This is a genomic window from Yersinia rochesterensis (assembly GCF_003600645.1).
GTDB lineage: Bacteria > Pseudomonadota > Gammaproteobacteria > Enterobacterales > Enterobacteriaceae > Yersinia > Yersinia rochesterensis.
On record NZ_CP032482.1, the window covers coordinates 1,757,494 to 1,777,465 of the forward strand.

Sequence of the window (19,972 nt, forward strand, 5' to 3'; positions counted from 1 at the left end):
TAAGTTATTTTATGGTTCGCTGATTTTGTAGGCTGTTACTTGCCCATCTTGACGTCATTGACCCACTTGGTGATCAACTTCTTACGCATTTCGGTAGCACCGTAAGTGTCCATGTCGTAATTAATCAATTTCAAGTCATCGAGCTTGAGTGAGTTAGGGGAGGTCGCTGCGGTGGTGTTGGTCAGAATTTGGTAAGACTGGCCTTTCTGCCATGCCAATTCTTGCGCATCTTTTGACAATACCCAGTCAACGAATAACTTGGCGTTATCCAGGTTACGTGCGCCTTTCAGAATACTGACGCCGCCAATTTCATAGCCAGAACCTTCGCAAGGTGAAATCAGTTTCAGCGGTGCGCCTTTTTCTTTTTCCAGCGAGTAATCGTGCAAGAAGCCAATGCCAATGGTGGTTTCACCACGTGCAGCATTACGGGCAGGGGCGATGCCCGATTTCGTGTATTGCGACACGTTGGCATTGAGTTTTTTCAGGTAATCGAATGCGGCATCTTCACCCCACAATTGTGAGAAAGTGGCCAGCGCGGTGTAGGCGGTACCCGAGCTTTGCGGATCGGCAATCTGGATTTCACCTTTGTAAATTGGGTTGGTCAGGTCTTTCCAGCACTTAGGTTCTGGCAGACCTTTTTCTTTCAGGCGGTCGGTATTCACACCCAACCCTAAAATGCCGATATATACCGCAGAGGAATAGTTACCTTTGCGTTTTGCCGGATCGCGGAATTGCGGCATGATTTGCGCCAGATTAGGGGAGGCGTAGGGATAGAGTAAATCCATTTCACCGGCCTGAGACTGCGGATCCAGAGTGCCGCCATACCAAACATCAGCCTGTGGGTTCTTTTTCTCTGCATCGACTTTGGCCAGTGTGCTGCCGGAACCATTGCGAATAAAGCTGGTTTTGACATCGTATTTTTCGCCGAACGCTTTGGCTTCTTCTTCACACATCGCGTTGGTGGCGCTGCAATAAATCACCAAACGGCCTTCCGCTTTGGCGACAGTGGTAAAAGCACTCAGTGCGAGGCCCGCGGCTATCAGTGCTGAGAGAGAGGTAAGTTTCATAACATTATCCTTTTTATATTCTTATGCGCCCGTTGTGCGGGGCAAGCAGAGTTGTAGTTATAAATATGACAGTTATAAAGATGACAATTGTAGAGGTATGACTTACTTTACTTAACGTACTTTTATTGACTTAACGAACTGTTTTTAATCGATTAATACCGGCCATCAACAGCGGCATCAATAACAACCCAACGCCAGCCGATGCCAGTGTTAGCAGGGCAAAAAAGCCTTGCCAGCCATAATGTTGTAATACTTGCGCCAGCGGCCACCCCGCCAGTGCTGCCCCGAGATAAGCAAATAACCCGAGAAACCCAGTGACCGTACCGGCAGCATCTTTATGGGTATATTCGGTGGCTGCCAGGCCAATGAGCATCTGTGGCCCAAAAACAAAAAAACCGATACTGAAAAATGTCACCGACAGCAGTGGATAGTTATCTACCGGTGCCAGCCACAGGGCCGTCATGGTCAGAAACAGCCCCAGTGCGAATAACAAAATCATTGGTGCGCGCTGACCGCGAAATAACAAATCTGATCCCCAACCAGCGAACCACGCGCCAAATAACCCACCTAACTCAAACAGCGATAAAGTGGCGTTGGCACTGAGTAAATTGACGCCATGGCTCTCCGCCAACCAAATATTGCCCCAATCATTGAGTGCGATGCGGATCAGGTAGACCAGCACATAAGAAACCCCTAATAACCAGATGGTGCGGTTGCGCAAAATAGCATCGCGAAAAATACGTCCCATCGGCATGGGGGGGCTTTGCTGCTCCTGCCACTGATCTTGTGGGTCACGCCGCCATTGGCCGATGGTCGGCAAACCTTGCTGTTGTGGCTTGTCGCACAATTGCCAACACAACCAAATACCTAATACGATGCCGATGGCCCCTGGCACTAACAGTGCGGACTGCCAACCATAGTGCGAGGCCAGAAAGGCCGATAGCAAAGGTACGGCGGCACCGCCAATACTGATTGAGGTATTCCAGCAGCCCCACCAAGTCCCGCGTTCGTTGCGGGAATACCATGTGCTCAGTAATTTGGCACAAGGCGGCCAGCCCCAGCCCTGAAAGAAACCATTTAAAGTCCAGACCACCAACAAGGCGGGCAGGGAGTGGCACAGGGTAAACACCACATTCAGTATCCCGGTCATCATCAAACCGATGCCCATAATCCAGCGCGCTTGGGTGCGGTCACTGACAATGCCGGACACAAATTTTGAGCCGCCATAGGCCAAATAAAACAGGGTGCCCAGCAAGCCGATGTCCCCTTTATCTAACCCCAGCTCCAGTTGCATCACTGGCATGGCGTAATTAACACTTTTGCGGGTCAGATAAAAGGCGGCATAGCCCATCACCATGGCGGCCATCAGGCGCGGTCGCCAGTAGCGGTATCGCGCATTCACCTGTTCCGGCGTCAAAGGCTCAGGGGATATAGTCTTTGACGACAATGACGGTGCTGACATGGACTCCTCCGGTAATTGTGTTGAGTGTAAGGAAGGAAAAAGTAAAAGAGATGAGACAAGGTTGTAGATGGTTAGGAATAATGCTTAGTTATGAGGGTGTTTGATTCAGTTCTGTGGGCAGGTTCACAGAGTCGCTGGTGCGGACATGGGTCGGCAGATTGACCACCACTCGGGTTCCTAAACGGCGTTGCAATAACCAGTCGCCGCCCAGAGCGCGCACGCGCTCTTCAATACCGCGTAAACCTAATCCACCACCTTGCGGTTGCACTGGAATTCCCGTGCCGTCATCACGGACTTCCAGTGTGATGATATTGTCGGACAGGCGCAGGCTAACCTGAATATTGCTGGCATTAGCGTGTTTATTAATGTTGTTGAGCAGTTCTTGCACCAGCCGGTAAAGCGTAAACACCACCACGTCTTCGCCGGGTGTCGCGGGCAGCGCATAATCCAACTGGAAATGAATACCTTGCTCGGCGAAAGCGAATTCTTCTGCCAGATGGTGCAGGGCTTGATCCAGTGGCATTTCATCCAACACCGGTGGGCGCAATTGGCGTAGCAGTTGGCGGGTGGTTTGGTGAATACGTTGCGATAAGCTGCTGATTTGATTAGCCGCAGATTGTGCCGCCGGGGAGGGCGCACTGCGGTTGACCAGCATCGCCTGAATTTGAATGGCGGTGATGTTCTGGCCTATTTCGTCGTGCAGCTCGCGAGCAATTTCTTTGCGCACATCTTCCTCGGTGCGTACTAACCGTTTCATCAGTTTGCGGCGGGTTTGCAGTTCTTGCTCCAACTGATTGCGGTAACGGTGCAGATGTTGCGCCAACTGTTGTTGGCGGCTGATGGCGATCCCCAGCGTCAGCCCTAACAGTGCTTGAGTGGAGAGAAATAATTCCAGTTCCGCCAAATCATGAAATGCTCCACTGGCCTGACGGGTCACGGTTATCATCAGGCTACCTAACACCGCCGCCAACACCCCGCCTTGCCAGCCGAATTTGTAAGCCATAAACACATTGGGCAGAAAGACAAAAATCAGTAGCAATCGCTCCATATTGGGGGCAATAGCAATTTGCACACAAACCCCAATGGCAAAAATTAGCGAGCACCAAATCAGCAGCGAGGTGCGCAGCGGTGGGTCTGGCATCTGTTGCGAAAACAAGTTTCGGATATGCTGCTGCTTTAAATATTCATAGATGAGATAGGTGAATGGCACTAACAGAATGCCGCCAGTAAAGGTGGCGAGCAGCGTCTGGGTTAACGGCAATGGCAGCCAGAAGCCCAGCACCAACCCGTGTAGCAGGCTGTTACCGGTGACGGCGGCAAGCAACAATAACAGCCGCTGCCAATAAAGCGTGTAATGGTGCCAAAAACGTTGGGTCAGCTCAGCGGGCAGCAAACTGAGGAACGGTGACAGCATAATCAACACGGTAGGTTGCAATTGTTCACTGTGCAGCCACCACAATGCGGCGCACTCTGTCAGTAACAAGACTGACCAATAGCGGCGCGGCAGCAATATCATCAAGGCCAGCCGCAGACCTTGCGGCAGTAATAAAACGGCGTGTAAACCATCGTCACTCAGATAAAAACTAATCGTCCACAGCGCCAGCCAACTCAGTGAGAAGAAAATAGCCAGAAACAGCGATAGCCCCACTGAGCGCAATTGCCACATGTCAGTTCCCTGCCAGTAATTGATGTTGCAGCGCAAAGTGCACCAGTTCGACCGTGGTTTCGCAATTCAGTTTGCCCAGAATATTGGCCCGATGAACATGGACGGTTTTGTGGCTGAGTGATAGTTGCTCAGCAATGGATTTGACACTAATTCCATTGATTAATAACTGGAAAATCTCTTTCTCGCGCGGTGTTAACACCGCCAGTTGTTGCGGCTGCTGCGGCATATGACGCAAGGCGCGCAGGGCATCAGCACATAAATAGAGGCCACCGCCATTGACGGTGCGTAGCGCCTGAACCAATTCGTCCGGGCCACAGCGTTTAGTTAAATAGCCGCTGGCACCAGCATCCATGGCACTTTGCACAAAGGCGGTGGTGTCATAAATACTCAAAATAATGGCACGAAAATGTGGCATTTTCTGGCGCAGGCGCTTGAGCAGACTTAACCCGCTTTCGTCCGGCATTGAGATATCCATCACCGCGACCTGTACATCTGTCATGGGCAGATTGCTCCAGGCCTCTGCCGCCGAACCATATTCGCCAATAATGCGTATATCTCTCTCCAGCGATAACAATTGGGCAAAACCAGAGCGGACAACAATATGGTCATCTATCAACGCGACATTAATCATAATTTTTCATTATTGCGGAACATAGACGTGCATGATGCTCATCAATCATTAGGGTGGCAATAATTGTTATCAAAAATGTAAGAGGCTTAACATATGCGGGAAAAATCTGATGGAGAAATAAGCTATTCTCGGTGAAAAGCTCAGCGCCCCACAAGAGGATAAGGAGCGCGAAGAGGGCGTTCGGTAATGATTACACCGATTTTTTACTGCGATAGATACGCTGTGGTCGGCCCACTTTACCGTAAATAATTTCTGCTTGTAGGGCATGATTAGCGGCGCAGAATTCCAGATACCGGCGGGCGGTAGTGCGGCTTAACCCGAGCATTTTCGCGACATTTTCAGCGGTGTATTCATCGACATTATCACTAAATAATGTCTGAATTTTATCCAATGTCATTTGGTCGATACCCAATGGCAAGGTTACTTTTTGCTCGCCACACGCATAGGTATTGTACATTTCATCAATTTGGCGCTGATTGACTTTGGTGCCATCTTGCAAGACTTGATGGCGATGGCTGTAGCGAGCCAGAGATTGTTCGAGCCGCTCGTAGGCCACCGGCTTTATCAGATAATCGAAAACCCCATAGCGGATAGCTTCAGAGACCGTTTCGCTGTCGCTGGCCGCAGTGACAAAAATAATTCCACCAGAAAACCCCTGTAAGGTCAGCTCGCGTAATAAGGCCAAACCGCTGCCATCGGGCAGATAATTGTCTAACAAAATCAAATCAGGATGAAAGCGAGCCACCATGCTGCGGGCTTGCTGTAAATTGCCCGCCAACCAGACTTCATGGCAATGGCTGCTTTGCTTGATAAATTCTGCATGCATTTCTGCCAGTGGTGTTTCGTCTTCTACCACTAAAATATTAAGACATTCCATGGGGTCTCCCCGTCTTTGAAATTAATGTGTCTTCGGAATAAAGACGGTAAATAAGGTGCCGCGTGGCGGATTCTCTTCTATCGTAATGGTGCCGCCACTTTGCTGCACATAGGTGGCGACCAGATACAGGCCAATGCCGTGTTCATCTGAATTTTTAGAGCTGATACCCCGTTCGAACAGACTATCTTGAAATTGTGGGTCGATACCGCACCCGTGATCGGCGACTTCTAAAATCACATCATCACCTTCATCGGACAGATAAATTTCAATTTGTTTATCACCCTCAGCATTTTTGAGGCTAGCCTCAAAAGCATTATCCAGCAGATTCCCCATAATGGCAGCCAATTCATTTTCGCCAATAGTGGCGGGCAAATGATGTAACTGGCAGCCGGGGACAAAATTCAATGTCAGCCCTAACTCTTTGGCCCGGTGGTATTTGCCAAATAATAACGCGGCAATCTGTCGGTTATTAAATGCGGTGCGCAGCATATCAATCAGTGCTTGATGAGAAGAGGATTCGGTTTTTACCATTTCCAACGCCCGGTCAAACTCTTTCATCTGCAACAGCCCGCTCATGGTCGACATCCAATTGAGATGCTCATGGCGCACGGTGCGCAGATTTTCGACATATTGCTTAATCTGACTGAGTTGGGCACTGAGAGTATGAATATCATCCTGACTGCGAAAACTCACCACCCAGCCTTGAAATACCCCCTCTTCTGACCAGATACCCGCTCGGTTGGCAATGGCATTCAAGCCATTTAAGGTACACAGCTCATCCTGGCGATTATCACCACTTTGATCGAGGAAAAAGTGGTCAGGAGAAACCACTTCACTGACTTTGCGACCAATCAATTGCTGTGGCGTGGCGGAAATATGCAACATTTTACGCGCATTTTGATTGATTGCAGTGATCCTGCCCTCAGGATCAACCGCTAACAGTCCTTCAAATACTGCACCAAACAAGGCTTCTTGCTGGCGCAGCACGCGCGCTATTTCTTTCGGTTCCATCCCCATCATTTGGCGGCGGATATGGTGAGCAAACAGCCATGACAGCAGCAGCAATACACCCAACACGAGAATAAAAGAGTGGGTGAGTGGCAATAAATAAATTAATCGCCAGTGGTCTATTTTGCTGATCAGGTAACCCAGAGAAACCACGCCAATGATTTTTCCCTGCTCATCGCGGATGGGGGTTTTAGCCCGCATAGCTTCGCCGATAGATCCTTTACCGAAAATAATGTAGCTCTCGCCCCTTTCCAAGGCACCGGGTTTAGTCCATTGCATTGGGTAGCCAATCATTTGCGGATTAGGGTGATAAAGGCGAATGGACTGAGTATCCCCAATCACCAGATAATCAAGGTCCGAACTATTCCCCAGCCGGTCGACAATGTGGGCTAATTGGGCTTTATCGCGATGCTTAACCGCATTCACTACAGAATCCATTGAGGCGATTATTTTGGCCTGATTCATTGCAGTTTTACTGACTTGATCCAGCAAATATTGCTCAAAATTATGGCTGAGAAAGCGATCCAGCGCCCCGACTAACAGAATAGAGACAGTTAATAGCAGGAGAAATATGCGTAGTGGGAAAGCCATGTTTTGCAACCGGCTCCATATCCGGCTGCGCCATTTTAATTTGCCTGATGTGAAGAGATCGGCAGAGGGGATCGACACATTACTCACCTTAATTAACATATGGGCTATTGCACTGGCATTAACATAAGTTAATTTAGTCAATAATTAAATAGCTAAGAGAAATAAAATAATATATTAATAATTAAGAAAATTAAAACCATTAAATAACTTATATTTACTCTATTATATGTGAAATAGGTCAATTAACCGCGCTATTTTTATGTTTAGCATGTGCTCACAAATTAATTAAAATTAAAAACAAAGCCACATGGTGATATTTTATCTTGTTGTTTTTATGTGAATTTTTATTTAAATGATCAGTAATTGTTTATTTAATTGCTGATTTTTTGACTTGTTTTTTATTTGTTATATAAACGTTATGGCAGAGAGTGAGTTATGGATACGGTATTTAATCGAATTAATCGTTCAGACCATCAACAGATTGCAGAAATAACACGATTCTTGCGTGCGAATGATCTGAATATAGATACCACCGTTGAGGTGTTTATTACCGTAAGTCGTAATGAAACCCTGCTGGCCTGCGGTGGTATTGCAGGCAATATTATCAAATGTGTAGCAATCAGTGAGCAGGTGAGGGGCGAAGGGCTGGCGCTAACATTGGCAACAGAGCTGGTCAATCTGGCCTATGAGCGCCATCACAGCCATTTGTTTATTTATACCAAAACTAAAAATGAGAGCTTATTTAAAGCTTGTGGCTTTTATCCTATAGCCAGTGTCCCGGACATTGTGGTGTTGATGGAAAATAGCGACTGCCGTTTATCGCGCTATGCCAAACAATTAAGTCAACTACGCCAGCCGGGGCAGAAAATTGGCTCAATTGTCATGAATGCCAATCCATTTACGCGCGGGCATCAATATTTGGTGCGGCAAGCCGCCGCCAAGTGCGATTGGTTACATCTATTTTTGGTGAAAGAAGACAATTCGCGTTTTCCGTATGAAGACCGGCTGCAATTAGTGCTCGAGGGCACACAAGATATTGCCAACCTTACCGTACACCCCGGCTCGGAATATATGATTTCCCGCGCGACTTTCCCTTGTTATTTCATTAAAGACCAAGGTGTAGCGGATGATTGTTATACCGAAATCGATCTGAAAATATTCCGCCAATACCTGGCCCCGGCACTGGGTATCACTCATCGCTTTGTCGGCACGGAGCCATTTTGCACAGTCACCGCCAAATATAACCACGACATGGGCCTCTGGCTGGAAACACCGTCCTTGCCTTATCCGCCAATTTTGCTGGTGGAAATTGAGCGCCTTAAATATCACAACACCGCTATTTCCGCCTCATGGGTTCGCAAATTACTGGCGCAGGGAGACGGCGAAACTATTCGCAAATTAGTCCCCATCGCCACCTGCCATTACTTACAACGTCTGCTGGCTCAGCGCGCGCAAAAGGCAACTAGCCCAGAGAAAAGTGCAACGTTAGTAAAGAGTTAAGCCCCGCTTTAACGGATTAAAGATAGCTGACTAAAAGCAGCCGATTAAAGCAGGGCACCAAAATAGGGACTGACGGGTAAGTCAGAGACCACGAATTTGAAGACAAGTTAATCAGGTGAAAAATGAAAATTATTAGAGAGGCCGTCGCCGGAACATTGGAGTCGAGCGACGTTATGGTGCGTATCGCGCCATTAAATCCACCCGAAATAGATCTGCAAATACACAGCAGTGTAGACAAACAGTTTGGCGAAGCCATTCGCTACAGCGTATTGGCGTTGCTGGAACAATATCGGGTAACTGGGGTGCAACTGATCATTGACGACAAAGGCGCGCTGGATTGCGTTTTGCAAGCACGGCTGGAAACCGCGTTGCTGAGAGCCTGCGATGAAAAAATTCTGCCATGGAGAGCGCATTGATGAAACCCGAAATGAAAAACAGAATGCGCCGCAGCATGTTATTTGTGCCCGGTGCCAATGCCGCTATGGTCAGTAACGCCTTTATTTATCAGGCGGATGCTCTGATGTTTGACCTCGAAGACTCGGTTATTCTGCGCGAAAAAGATGCCGCTCGTCGTTTGGTCTATCACGCCTTGCAACATCCGCTTTATCAAGATGTAGAAACCATTGTGCGAGTCAATGCGTTGGATTCTGCTTATGGCCTGGCTGATTTAGACGCCGTGGTGCGCGGGGGCGCGGATATTGTGCGTTTGCCGAAAACGGATAGCGCGAAAGATGTCGAAGATATGGCGCACGAAATCAGCCGTATTGAGGCGGAATGTGGCCGTGAAGTGGGTAGCACCGGCCTGTTGGCGGCGATTGAATCGGCGCAGGGTATCACTCAGGCGCTGGCTATTGCACAGGCGTCGCCGCGCTTAATGGGCATTGCGCTGGGGGCCGAGGATTATGTCCGCAACTTGCGCACCGAGCGCTCTCCCGAAGGCCTTGAGCTGCTGTTTGCCCGCTGTTCAATTTTGCAGGCCGCCCGCGCCGTTGGGATTCAGGCCTTTGACACCGTGTATTCCGATGCCAATAACGAAGCCGGTTTTTTGCAGGAAGCAGCACTTATCAAGCAACTGGGTTTTGATGGCAAGTCCTTGATAAACCCTCGCCAAATCGAACTGTTACATAACCTCTATGCCCCGACTGAGAAAGAAGTCCGCCATGCCCAAGCGGTGGTCAATGCCGCAGCTGCGGCCGAAGCCGAAGGGCGCGGTGTGGTTTCCCTGAACGGCAAGATGGTGGACAGTCCGGTGATTGAACGGGCGCGGTTGGTTTTGCAACGTGCGGTCAGCGGCCTGCGTGAGGAATAAAAAATGAATAGGCAACAACGAGTTGAAAGCTTAAGTCACTGTCAGGATAACAGCCCGGCGTATCACTTATATCAAAACACCTCTAAAGCAAATTTACAGGCGCAGAAGCCGCGCAATATCAAAATTTGTGATTCATTGGAAAATGTCATTCGCCGCAGTGGGTTGCAAGATGGCATGACCATTTCCTTCCACCATGCATTCCGTGCTGGTGATTTGACCTTAAATCTGGTGATGAATGCCATTGCCGCCATGGGGTTCAAAAACTTGCGTTTGGCTTCCAGTTCCCTGAGCGAGTGTCATTCGCCGCTGGTTGAGCATATCCGTAATGGTGTGGTTAGCGAAATCTATACCTCCGGCATGCGCGGGCCGCTGGCGGAGGAAATCTCCCGTGGGTTATTAGCTAAACCGGTGCAAGTTCATTCCCACGGTGGTCGCGTGAATTTGATTGAGTCCGGCGAGCTGAGCATTGATGTCGCCTTTATTGGGGTGCCGGCCTGCGATGAGTTCGGTAATACCAATGGTTTTAGTGGCAATGCCTGTTGTGGTTCCTTGGGTTATGCCCGTGTTGATGCCGAATATGCCGATTGCGTGGTGCTGCTGACTGAAGCGCTGGTGGCTTATCCTCATCACCCGGCGAGTATTACCCAAGATCAAGTAGATTTGATTGTTCAGGTCGAACAAGTGGGGGATGCCGACAAGATTGGCGCAGATAGCACCAGAATGACCTCCAATCCGCGCGAGTTACTGATTGCTCGCCGTGCAGCGGAAGTGATCGCCGGTTCGGGTTATTTTGTTGAGGGTTTCTCTTTGCAGACCGGAACTGGCGGGGCATCACTGGCGGTGACGCGCTTCCTCGAAGACAAAATGTTACGCCGCAATATCACTGCCGGCTTTGCACTCGGCGGCATCACTTCAACTATGGTGGATTTGCACGAAAAAGGGCTGATTACCAAGCTGCTGGATGTGCAAAGTTTTGATAAACAAGCGGCTTCTTCGCTGGCCCGTAACCCACGTCATATCGAAATCAGTGCCAACCAATATGCCAATTTCAGCTCGAAAGGCGCGTCAGTCGACCGACTGGATGTGGTGGTGCTGAGCGCGCTGGAAATTGACACCGGTTTTAATGTCAATGTGCTGACCGGATCCGATGGCGTGTTGCGCGGGGCATCGGGCGGTCACTGTGATACGGCGGTTGCTGCCCGGCTGTCAATCATTGTCGCGCCATTGGTACGCGGGCGTATTCCGACTTTGGTCAAGGCAGTGACGACCTGCGTCACACCCGGCTCTAGTGTGGATATTTTAGTGACCGATCATGGTATTGCGGTGAATCCGGCACGGCCAGAATTGGCGGAGCGTTTGCAGCAAGCGGGGTTACCGGTAGTGACCATCGACTGGCTCTATCAGCGCGCGTTGATTTTGACTGGCGAACCGCAACCAATCAAATTCACTGACCGGGTAGTGGCGGTGGTGCGCTACCGCGACGGTTCGGTGATTGATGTTGTTCATCAGATACAGGAGTAGACGATGAATACACTTTCCCCTGCATTAGCCGCTAATCGGCCTATTAGCTTGCCGGAATTGCTGACCAGCCGTGAGTCCCGCCAGAGCCGACAACAGGCCTGGCTGGCCCGTCACTCAGTCACCTTGATTTCACTGACATTGGTGGCACCGGGAGCGGTCAAAGATAACCCATTGACGCGCAAGCTATTTTCGCTAGCGTGGCAGGCGATCACCGCACTTGGTCAACAGCAATGTTGGCCAGTATTGCAGCAAGAGGTTTTCCCGTTACCGACCGGCTGTGAGGGCTTGATAGCGGTTGATCTCCCCGCCGAGCAAGTCAAAGACGCCGCGCTGTTACTCGAGCTAAAGCATCCGCAGGGCAGATTATGGGATATCGATGTGCTGGATGTTTCGGGGCGAATTTTGTCGCGCCGTGATGTGGGCTTGGCTCCGCGCCGTTGCTTGCTATGTCATCGCCCAGCCAATGTTTGCGCCCGAGCGCAGACTCACTCGCTTGACGAATTATTGGCCCAGATGGAGTTGATGCTCAATGCCACAACTGCAACGCACTGACAACATGGCGGTTTCGTCGCCTGCTGTTTGGGCTGGCGGTGACTTTAGCAAAAAGTATGGCAATTTAGCTTTTCAGGCCATGTTGGCCGAAGTCAACCTGACACCCAAGCCCGGTTTAGTCGATCGTGTTAATTGTGGTGCCCATCAGGACATGACACTGCAAGATTTTTATCACAGCGCTGATGCTATTGCGCCATGGTTGCCCCGTTTTATTGAGCACGGCATCCGCCACAGTCATTTGCACGGACAGGCGGCACTGACCGGCCTACGGCCATTGGGACTGGCGTGTGAAAACAGAATGTTTTTAGCCACTGGCGGGGTAAATACCCATAAAGGCAGTATTTTTTCTCTGGGGCTGATTTGCTGTGCGCTGGGGCGGTTGAAAGCGCGTGCGGCCCTGATAAGCGCGCAGACGCTGTGTCAGGAGGTTGCCAGCTTATGCCGTGGGCTGACTGAGCGCGAACTGCGCCAATCAAACCCACAACACACCGCCGGGCAGCGCCTGTTTTATCAACATGGTCTGACGGGTGCGCGTGGTGAAGCTGAATCCGGCTTTGCAACAGTATTAACCCATGCTTTACCCCTGTATCGGCGCTTACTCGCCGATGGGGTACAACCTGACCATGCCTTATTGCATACCTTGCTGATGTTGATGTCCGTCAATCGCGATACCAATGTGGTCTCCCGTGGCGGTATGGCGGGGCTGCAATGGCTGCAACAACAGGCGACAGAGCTGCTGGCCTCACTCTCACCGGCAGGGATGGACGACCCTGTTAGCCAATTGAGGGTGCGAATGTTTGACGCCCAATGTATCGCCCGCAACCTTAGTCCTGGCGGCAGTGCTGACCTGCTGATCCTGACCTGGTTTCTGGCGCAATTCCCACATCATCTCCCTCACAAAAATAATAACGTTGTTATTGGGCCAGTAACAGCTATTGGCCCCGTAGCCGCTATAGGAGTCTCTCTATGTTGAAGTCGCAAGAGAAATTATGGAAAGCGCTCGCGCCTTTTGTGGTGTTGGCCGTTCTGCTGTTGATACCCACCCCGGAAGGTATGCCACCTCAAGCCTGGCGCTATTTTGCAATTTTTGTCGCCATGATTGTCGGGATGATTTTAGAGCCGATTCCGGCCACGGCGATAAGTTTTATCGCGGTGACTATTTGTGTGCTGAGTGCTGACTGGGTGCTATTTAGTCCCGCTGAAGTGGCGGATGCCAGCTTTAATGGCGGTAAAGAATCATTGAAGTGGGGGCTGGCAGGGTTCTCCAGTACCACTGTCTGGCTAGTATTCGGGGCATTTATTTTTGCGCTCGGCTATGAAGCCACCGGGTTGGGCCGTCGAATTGCCCTGTTCATGGTGAAGTTCATGGGCAAACGCACACTGACGCTAGGCTATGCCATTGTTATCATTGATATCTTATTGGCTCCATTCACACCATCGAACACCGCCCGAACCGGCGGCACGGTATTCCCGGTGGTGAAAAACCTGCCGCCACTGTTTGACTCCTATCCGCATGATCCCTCGTCACGGCGGATCGGCGGCTATCTGATGTGGATGATGGTTATTGGTACCAGCATCAGCTCCTCAATGTTTGTCACTGGCGCAGCACCTAACGTGCTGGGTATTGAGTTTGTGAATAAAATTGCTGGTGTTCATATCGGCTGGATGCAGTGGTTCCTGGCATTCCTGCCCGTCGGCTTGATTTTACTGATCGTCGCGCCGTGGCTTTCTTACGTGCTGTATAAGCCCGGAGTCACCAAAAGTGATGAGGTCGCGGCTTGGGCACAAACAGCGCTAAGTGAAATGGGAGCGCTGACCCGCAAAGAGATGATCCTGATTGGTTTGGTGCTGCTGAGCCTATGTTTATGGGTGTTTGGCGGTAAATTTATTGATGCAACCGCAGTGGGTTTGCTGGCGGTATCCCTGATGCTGGCGCTGCATGTGGTGTCGTGGAAAGATATCACTAAATATTCTAGCGCCTGGAACACCTTGGTCAATCTGGCAACATTAGTCGTGATGGCCAATGGCCTGACCCGCTCCGGCTTTATTGATTGGTTCGCTAACACCATGAGCACTCATCTTGACGGTTTCTCGCCGAATATGACGGTGGTGGCATTGGTGTTGGTGTTCTATTTCTCCCACTACCTGTTCGCGAGTTTGTCTGCCCATACCGCCACCATGCTACCGGTGATTTTAGCCGTTGGTAAAGGGTTGAGCGGGGTGCCGATGGAGCATTTATCCATGCTGTTAGTATTATCCATCGGGATCATGGGGGTTCTGACCCCGTATGCTACCGGCCCTGGCGTCATTATCTATGGCTGCGGCTATGTGAAATCGAAAGATTACTGGCGGCTGGGTGGGATCATGGGGGTGTTCTACATTACCATGTTGCTGCTGGTGGGGTGGCCAATAATGAGTTTATGGTATTGATTTAGAAGTGTTTCTGTATGTCGGGCCAGTCAGCGGCCCGACTTATTTATGATAGATGGCGGTTAGCCGGTGTAGACACCAAAGACTCTTGGCAACCACAGCGATATTGCCGGTATATACGTCACCAGCATCAGAACTAAGAACAGTGCGCCGTAGAACGGTAACATGGCTTTTATCACCTGCTCAATTTTCTGTTTACTCACCGCACTGGCAACAAACAGCACCGACCCCACCGGCGGTGTAATTAAGCCAATTCCCAGATTAATCAACATAATCATACCGAAATGCACCGGATCAATACCCAATGAATTGGTGACTGGCATCAGCACTGGCGTCAGTATCAAAATCAGCGGGGCCATATCCATCAAGGTGCCAATCAGCAGCAACATGATATTGATACACATCAGAATGACGTATTTATTGTCTGAAACCGAGGTAAAGAACTCAGTGATACGCTCGGGTAATTGCATATAGGTCATGATCGCGCCAAAACTGGCGGCAAAGCCTATCAAAATCATGACGATAGTGACGGTTTTTACCGTGCGATACATCAGCTTGGGTAACTCTGACCATTTGTAATCACGATAGATAAACATGGTCACGAAAAATGACCATAAACAGGCAATAGCGGCGGATTCAGTGGCAGTAAACACGCCAGAAAGGATCCCGCCCATGATGATGACCACCGTCATCAGCCCCCATAATGTGTCGACAAAGATTTTAAGCGCCTGACGGAACGGCACCCGCTCACCTTTGGGGTAACCCCGCTTATAAGCAAAGCCGACACACATTAACATCAGCGTAAAACTGAGTAGCAGACCCGGCAAGATCCCAGCAATAAACAGCGCCGCGATCGAGACAGTACCGCCGGTGGCTAATGAATAAATCACTGAGTTATGGCTAGGTGGCGTCAATATTGCCTGAACCGAACCACTGGCAGTAACCGCCGCCGCAAAGTCACGAGGGTAACCTTTTTTGTCCATTTCCGGGATCATCACCGAGCCAATAGAGGCGGTATCCGCCACTGAAGACCCTGAAATAGCACCGAAAAAAGTCGAGGCGACGATATTCACCAGTGACAGACCGCCACGGATAAACCCGACGAAGATATAGGCGAAATTCACCAGCCGCCGCGCAATTCCTCCCTCAGCCATAATGGCACCGGCCAGAATAAAGAAGGGAATAGCCAATAATGAGAATTTATTGACGCCGCTGGTAATTTGAATCATTACCGCTTCCAGCGGTAAATCAATCCAAAATGCGCCAGCAATGGCACTCAAGCCGACGGCATAAGCCACCGGCACACCAATAGCCAACAAAATTGCCAAGGTAAAAACTAAAATAAATGCGTCCATAAGGCAAAGTTCCCCAAATTATGAATTGCCAATCATGACTACCGGGCGGTGGGTCTGCGAGCCAAAGAACAAGCGCTCGATAATAAACAACAGGGTAATTGCCGAGCCTACCGGCAGAGGAACATAAGTTTGCCCGGCAGTCAGTAATGGGAACTCCGCCACGGGCTGTGACCAAAGTTCGCTACACAAAATAAAGCTGTAAACCAGAATAAACAGGCTGATTAATATCATCAGCAAATCCACCAATATTAGGCAGATTTTTTTACCCGCTTCAGAGAGCCGGTCAGTAACCATGCTGACAGCAATATGTGAACCCGAACGGTAACTGGCCGCCGCGCCCACAAAGGTAAATGTCACCATGCATAAAATAGCCACGGGTTCGGGCCAGGATAAACCATCGTTTAGGACATAACGGGTGAATATCCCAATGGGAATAACTGCAACCATAATAATTAATGCAATACCCGCCACCCAAACTGACAGGCGATATAAAGCATCCATCGTTGATAGATAAGAGCGAGCCATAGCGGAGACCTCAGATTACCCCTCGTCTTTGGCATTGCAGCGGTGTTAGTGGCGCTTGTTCACCCGAATCACAATCTTTGTGTCAGTTCATCAGGAATGATTTACTTGCCGTCTTGCTGCAACACCAATGACTTTAGGTATATATCGATGGTATTAAAATAATTAATACCGCCAAAAGAATATTATTGGACCGCGCTAATTTGCTGGATTAAGTCCTGATAATCTTTACCAAATTCATCACGTACCGGCTGAGTGGCTTGATAATAATAGTCATGATCGATTTCATGATATTTCACACCGCCAGCTTTCATTTTGTCATGAGATTGCTGTACATAGGCTTGCCATAATACCCGCTGTTCTACCTGCGCTTCTTTTGCTAGTTTTAGAATGGTTTGCTGATCTTCAGGAGATAATTTATCCCACTTAACTTTCGAATAAAGGAACAATTCTGGAATAATAAAATGGCCGCTCAAAGTATAGTTTTTAACCACTGGCAGGTAGTTATGCGCGACAAAAGTTGGCTCGTTATTTTCGGTGCCATCAATAACCCCGGTTTGCATCCCGCTGAACACTTCACTGACACCCATACTGAGTGAGTTGGCTCCCATGGCTTTTAGTGTTGCCAGTGCAATAGGGCTGCCCTGCACTCGGATTTTCATGCCTTTGAGATCTTCTGGTTTAATGACCGGCTGTTTGGTTATGAGATTACGGGTGCCCGCATCCATCCAACCGAGGAAGACTAATTTTGAGTTTTTATTGTTAGTGATTTTATCGCCAATTTCCTGGCCAATCTTTCCATCAAGCACTTTATGCAAGTGATCTTCATCGCGGAACATATAGGGCAGAGTAAAGACACTGATCTCCGGTAAAATAGAGGCAACAGGGGTCATGGAAACACGAATAATATCAATGGCCCCCATTTGAGCCTGCTCTATCATTTGCTTTTCATCACCCAATACCCCGCCGGGGAAAGTTTTAATTTCCAATCGCCCGTCAGTCACGGTCTTCAGTTTGTCACCCATATTTTTAACTGCGACTACATTGGGATAATCTTTAGGATGAACATCGGCAGCTTTAATTTGCTGGGCGGCGGCTATTTGGCTAAATAAAATAGCAGCAATAGCCAGACAGAGTGTTGGTAGCGGCTTAGGGAATTTCATTCAGTGGTCTCCAGAAGTCATTAAAAGAGTAGATAAAAAGAGATTATTTCTAATAATTGAATATTTATATAAAAGGGCTATTCCTTTATCCCCAAGGTGATAAACCTAGCGGGTTACATTTGCTTTTAAATTGACCAGTGTCACAGAAAAAGAAACGTAAGGAACTGCGTTTCAATAATTGTGAAGTGTCATTTCATATGATCTTGTAATCAACCGACCGTGTGGTGATAGACATGAATTATCGGGTTATAAATGAGGTGCAACTTGAAGTAGAGAACGTTTTAGTTTAAATAGCGGGGTTCTGATGTTGTGACAAAGAAGGTTAACTACTACTATGAAACGCCATTAATTAAGATGATTAGGAGAACCTGTGACGTCGGTATTTATCCGTAATTTTACCTTTGCTGCATTACCCGCCGCCGGTCTGAATGATCAACCCTTGTTTCACGGGCTTCTGGCTAAATGTGATTTTGATGTGAATGAATATCGGGATGAGTTGTTTACCGTATATGGCATCGCGTTTCCGGGCAGTTTACAAAAAGCGGTTGCTAAACGGCGTGCTGAATATCTGGCCGGGCGTTTTGTTGCCAGGCAAGTTCTCAATATGTTGGAAGTGCGTGATTATCCGCTGACGAATGGCATCGATCGCGCGCCACTGTGGCCGACCGGTTTGATCGGCAGCATCAGCCATAATAATCAACGCGCTTTGTGCACCGCACAAATAATAACACCCGCTGCTGAGCCTTTAGAATCCCAGCGCCGATTGCATGGTATTGGTCTGGATATCGAAAGCTTAATTCCTGTAGAAAGAGCCGCCAACTTGTGGCCGGGTATTCTCAATGAAAAAGAATATCAGCATTTACAAGATGGCCCATTACCTTTTAATCACTTGCTAACATTGGCTTTTTCCGCGAAAGAAAGCTTATTTAAAGCGATATACCCACAGCTTGGACGTTATTTTGATTTTCTTGAAGCTCAATTACTGAGTTACTCGCTGGACACGGGGCGTTTTGAATTACAATTATTACGAGAGTTAAGTGGAGATTTTCCCGCAGGGCGCTGTTTTACTGGCTGTTTCACATTAAATGATAGCGATATACAAACACTTATTGCTTACTAATCCTGAGAAACTTGCTGTCACTGAAAAAGAGCTAGCTCTTTTTCATAAGGTATCCTCCCATTTAGGCCCTCAATTTAAAGCTCAACAATAGGTATTTATACCTAAATAATGGGTAGTGCTACGAATTTACTCTTCATATAAACATGATTACCATTCACATGGCTAGATACTTAAATAGCCTAATGCCACAAATCGTTTGGTAAATAAATATAAATAAAACTTCAGTATAAATCGTAAATAAACAAAATATGTAAGGAATACATATAATGAATAGAAATTGCACTTTCGCTATTATCACAGGATTGCTATTAGCCACTTCAAATGTTGTATTTGCCAATAGTATTGAACAAGAAGGTTATTATGGTTCAATCAAAGTATTGAGAACATTCCAGGATGCTAAAAATATGGACACCAGCAGCCGTCCTGGAATTGGTTCATTTGTCTCTGGCCAAGATAGCGATAATTTTTACAATGGTTCAATAGCGGCCGGTTATCAATTTGGTAATGGTTGGCGTACTGAAGGTGAATATGTAGCCAAAAAAAAATCTACTTACACCAGTGGTTCTACTCGCTTCCCAACCAGTTTTAATCATCAATATATCAATGCCGAGCGGTTAATGCTAAATGGCTATCGTGATATTGCGCTAAGTCATGGTTTCGCTTTATATGGCACATTGGGTATCGGTGTTGCAAAAATTAGCTCAGATGGATGGCAAGGTAATCCTACCCGTCAATACGCGAGTAGCACACAGAACAATCTGACCTATACAATTGGCACCGGTGTTAGTTATTCACCTATAGAATCACTGATTTTAGACCTTGGCTATCGCTATACTGATATGGGGGATGTTCAAAGTGGTTTCAATCAGTTTGCAAATGCCAGAGCATTACAAGATGAACAGATGAAAGCACGTTTGGTTTCCAGCGAATTTTTATTGGGTATACGTTACATATTTTAACCTTTCCTATCCCTGCTTTCGCGGGGATTTTATCCCTAATACTAATCAAATTGATATCAAAAATGGGGTAATAGACAGTTATTAAGGTCAAACGACCAGCTTGGTGAAATGGCGTTACTCATGTCAATCCCAATGGTTTTTTCCATAGCGAAGAATACATTTAGTTTGACCACAAAAACGATTCTCAGCAAGGGCCAGGGCCATTAGGCGCGCCTAAACGCCGAGTTTATACATGACTT

Annotated in this window: 18 protein-coding genes; 9 read left to right on the forward strand and 9 right to left on the reverse strand. The window is 48.3% G+C overall.

Annotated elements, in window-relative coordinates; all coding sequences use genetic code 11:
* Positions 1-35: 35 nt before the first annotated feature.
* The 6 genes from DXZ79_RS08255 to dpiB form a co-directional block, all read right to left on the reverse strand.
* On the reverse strand, positions 36-1,067 hold the full coding sequence (locus tag DXZ79_RS08255) for an ABC transporter substrate-binding protein (RefSeq protein WP_038633940.1): 1,032 nt from the start codon (positions 1,065-1,067) through the stop codon (positions 36-38).
* 130 nt (positions 1,068-1,197) lie between these two features.
* Positions 1,198-2,529 (reverse strand): MFS transporter family glucose-6-phosphate receptor UhpC, encoded by a 1,332-nt coding sequence (uhpC, locus tag DXZ79_RS08260; RefSeq protein WP_038633937.1) that lies wholly within the window; start codon positions 2,527-2,529, stop codon positions 1,198-1,200.
* 88 nt (positions 2,530-2,617) lie between these two features.
* Positions 2,618-4,195 carry an MASE1 domain-containing sensor histidine kinase gene (locus tag DXZ79_RS08265; protein ID WP_038633934.1) on the reverse strand — a complete coding sequence of 526 codons (1,578 nt, stop codon included), beginning with the start codon at positions 4,193-4,195 and terminating at the stop codon, positions 2,618-2,620.
* A 1-nt stretch (position 4,196) separates the two neighbouring features.
* The gene (locus DXZ79_RS08270) at positions 4,197-4,826 is read right to left on the reverse strand and encodes a response regulator (RefSeq protein WP_038633932.1); all 630 of its coding nucleotides are present in this window, start codon (positions 4,824-4,826) and stop codon (positions 4,197-4,199) included.
* A 190-nt stretch (positions 4,827-5,016) separates the two neighbouring features.
* Complete coding sequence (gene dpiA / locus DXZ79_RS08275) at positions 5,017-5,703, reverse strand: two-component response regulator DpiA (RefSeq protein ID WP_120011199.1); 687 nt, start codon at positions 5,701-5,703, stop codon at positions 5,017-5,019.
* Between the two features lie 21 nt (positions 5,704-5,724).
* Entirely contained in the window at positions 5,725-7,401 is a 1,677-nt protein-coding gene (gene dpiB, locus DXZ79_RS08280) for a sensor histidine kinase DpiB (protein ID WP_162928735.1), read from the reverse strand.
* A gap of 336 nt (positions 7,402-7,737) precedes the next feature.
* Between dpiB and citC the strand changes: the two genes are divergently transcribed.
* The 7 genes from citC (at position 7,738) to DXZ79_RS08315 (ending at position 14,614) form a co-directional block, all read left to right on the forward strand.
* A complete protein-coding gene (gene citC, locus DXZ79_RS08285; protein WP_120011200.1) occupies positions 7,738-8,802 on the forward strand; it encodes a [citrate (pro-3S)-lyase] ligase in 1,065 nt (354 codons plus the stop codon).
* A gap of 122 nt (positions 8,803-8,924) precedes the next feature.
* The gene (gene citD / locus DXZ79_RS08290; protein ID WP_025377851.1) at positions 8,925-9,218 is read left to right on the forward strand and encodes a citrate lyase acyl carrier protein; all 294 of its coding nucleotides are present in this window, start codon (positions 8,925-8,927) and stop codon (positions 9,216-9,218) included.
* The gene (locus tag DXZ79_RS08295) at positions 9,218-10,111 is read left to right on the forward strand and encodes an aldolase/citrate lyase family protein (RefSeq protein WP_038633917.1); all 894 of its coding nucleotides are present in this window, start codon (positions 9,218-9,220) and stop codon (positions 10,109-10,111) included. The genes citD and DXZ79_RS08295 overlap by 1 nt, the downstream gene beginning before the upstream one ends.
* Before the next feature lie 3 nt (positions 10,112-10,114).
* Complete coding sequence (gene citF / locus DXZ79_RS08300) at positions 10,115-11,632, forward strand: citrate lyase subunit alpha (protein WP_038633914.1); 1,518 nt, start codon at positions 10,115-10,117, stop codon at positions 11,630-11,632.
* 3 nt (positions 11,633-11,635) lie between these two features.
* A complete protein-coding gene (citX, locus tag DXZ79_RS08305) occupies positions 11,636-12,184 on the forward strand; it encodes a citrate lyase holo-[acyl-carrier protein] synthase (RefSeq protein ID WP_038633912.1) in 549 nt (182 codons plus the stop codon).
* Entirely contained in the window at positions 12,162-13,157 is a 996-nt protein-coding gene (citG, locus tag DXZ79_RS08310) for a triphosphoribosyl-dephospho-CoA synthase CitG (RefSeq protein WP_050291667.1), read from the forward strand. Before citX ends, citG begins: the two co-directional genes overlap by 23 nt.
* Entirely contained in the window at positions 13,151-14,614 is a 1,464-nt protein-coding gene (locus DXZ79_RS08315) for an anion permease (protein WP_038633907.1), read from the forward strand. The genes citG and DXZ79_RS08315 overlap by 7 nt, the downstream gene beginning before the upstream one ends.
* A 62-nt stretch (positions 14,615-14,676) precedes the next feature.
* Here DXZ79_RS08315 and DXZ79_RS08320 read toward each other — a convergent pair whose 3' ends face one another.
* The 3 genes from DXZ79_RS08320 to DXZ79_RS08330 all read right to left on the reverse strand — a co-directional run bounded on the left by DXZ79_RS08320 (position 14,677) and on the right by DXZ79_RS08330 (position 17,654).
* A complete protein-coding gene (locus DXZ79_RS08320; RefSeq protein WP_038633905.1) occupies positions 14,677-15,969 on the reverse strand; it encodes a TRAP transporter large permease in 1,293 nt (430 codons plus the stop codon).
* Between the two features lie 18 nt (positions 15,970-15,987).
* Positions 15,988-16,494 (reverse strand): TRAP transporter small permease, encoded by a 507-nt coding sequence (locus DXZ79_RS08325; protein ID WP_038633903.1) that lies wholly within the window; start codon positions 16,492-16,494, stop codon positions 15,988-15,990.
* Between the two features lie 182 nt (positions 16,495-16,676).
* Positions 16,677-17,654 (reverse strand): TRAP transporter substrate-binding protein, encoded by a 978-nt coding sequence (locus DXZ79_RS08330; RefSeq protein WP_038633900.1) that lies wholly within the window; start codon positions 17,652-17,654, stop codon positions 16,677-16,679.
* Positions 17,655-18,024: 370 nt separating this feature from the next.
* On the opposite strand from DXZ79_RS08330, the gene DXZ79_RS08335 reads away from it, so the two are divergent.
* Together DXZ79_RS08335 and DXZ79_RS08340 are read left to right on the forward strand one after the other, a co-directional pair.
* A complete protein-coding gene (locus DXZ79_RS08335) occupies positions 18,025-18,774 on the forward strand; it encodes a 4'-phosphopantetheinyl transferase family protein (RefSeq protein WP_038633897.1) in 750 nt (249 codons plus the stop codon).
* A gap of 266 nt (positions 18,775-19,040) precedes the next feature.
* Positions 19,041-19,733 (forward strand): outer membrane protein, encoded by a 693-nt coding sequence (locus DXZ79_RS08340; RefSeq protein ID WP_038633893.1) that lies wholly within the window; start codon positions 19,041-19,043, stop codon positions 19,731-19,733.
* The last annotated feature ends 239 nt before the right edge of the window (positions 19,734-19,972 follow it).

Excerpts from the sequence above, each read along its gene's own strand:
- citC (WP_120011200.1), top strand. The coding sequence starts at position 7,738 with ATGGATACGGTATTTAATCGAATTAATCGTTCAGACCATCAACAGATT.
- dpiA (WP_120011199.1), bottom strand. The coding sequence starts at position 5,703 with ATGGAATGTCTTAATATTTTAGTGGTAGAAGACGAAACACCACTGGCA.
- DXZ79_RS08340 (WP_038633893.1), top strand. The coding sequence starts at position 19,041 with ATGAATAGAAATTGCACTTTCGCTATTATCACAGGATTGCTATTAGCC.
- DXZ79_RS08270 (WP_038633932.1), bottom strand. The coding sequence starts at position 4,826 with ATGATTAATGTCGCGTTGATAGATGACCATATTGTTGTCCGCTCTGGT.
- uhpC (WP_038633937.1), bottom strand. The coding sequence starts at position 2,529 with ATGTCAGCACCGTCATTGTCGTCAAAGACTATATCCCCTGAGCCTTTG.
- DXZ79_RS08330 (WP_038633900.1), bottom strand. The coding sequence starts at position 17,654 with ATGAAATTCCCTAAGCCGCTACCAACACTCTGTCTGGCTATTGCTGCT.
- DXZ79_RS08320 (WP_038633905.1), bottom strand. The coding sequence starts at position 15,969 with ATGGACGCATTTATTTTAGTTTTTACCTTGGCAATTTTGTTGGCTATT.
- citF (WP_038633914.1), top strand. The coding sequence starts at position 10,115 with ATGAATAGGCAACAACGAGTTGAAAGCTTAAGTCACTGTCAGGATAAC.
- DXZ79_RS08315 (WP_038633907.1), top strand. The coding sequence starts at position 13,151 with ATGTTGAAGTCGCAAGAGAAATTATGGAAAGCGCTCGCGCCTTTTGTG.
- citG (WP_050291667.1), top strand. The coding sequence starts at position 12,162 with ATGCCACAACTGCAACGCACTGACAACATGGCGGTTTCGTCGCCTGCT.
- DXZ79_RS08255 (WP_038633940.1), bottom strand. The coding sequence starts at position 1,067 with ATGAAACTTACCTCTCTCTCAGCACTGATAGCCGCGGGCCTCGCACTG.
- DXZ79_RS08295 (WP_038633917.1), top strand. The coding sequence starts at position 9,218 with ATGAAACCCGAAATGAAAAACAGAATGCGCCGCAGCATGTTATTTGTG.
- DXZ79_RS08265 (WP_038633934.1), bottom strand. The coding sequence starts at position 4,195 with ATGTGGCAATTGCGCTCAGTGGGGCTATCGCTGTTTCTGGCTATTTTC.
- citX (WP_038633912.1), top strand. The coding sequence starts at position 11,636 with ATGAATACACTTTCCCCTGCATTAGCCGCTAATCGGCCTATTAGCTTG.
- DXZ79_RS08325 (WP_038633903.1), bottom strand. The coding sequence starts at position 16,494 with ATGGCTCGCTCTTATCTATCAACGATGGATGCTTTATATCGCCTGTCA.
- citD (WP_025377851.1), top strand. The coding sequence starts at position 8,925 with ATGAAAATTATTAGAGAGGCCGTCGCCGGAACATTGGAGTCGAGCGAC.
- dpiB (WP_162928735.1), bottom strand. The coding sequence starts at position 7,401 with ATGTTAATTAAGGTGAGTAATGTGTCGATCCCCTCTGCCGATCTCTTC.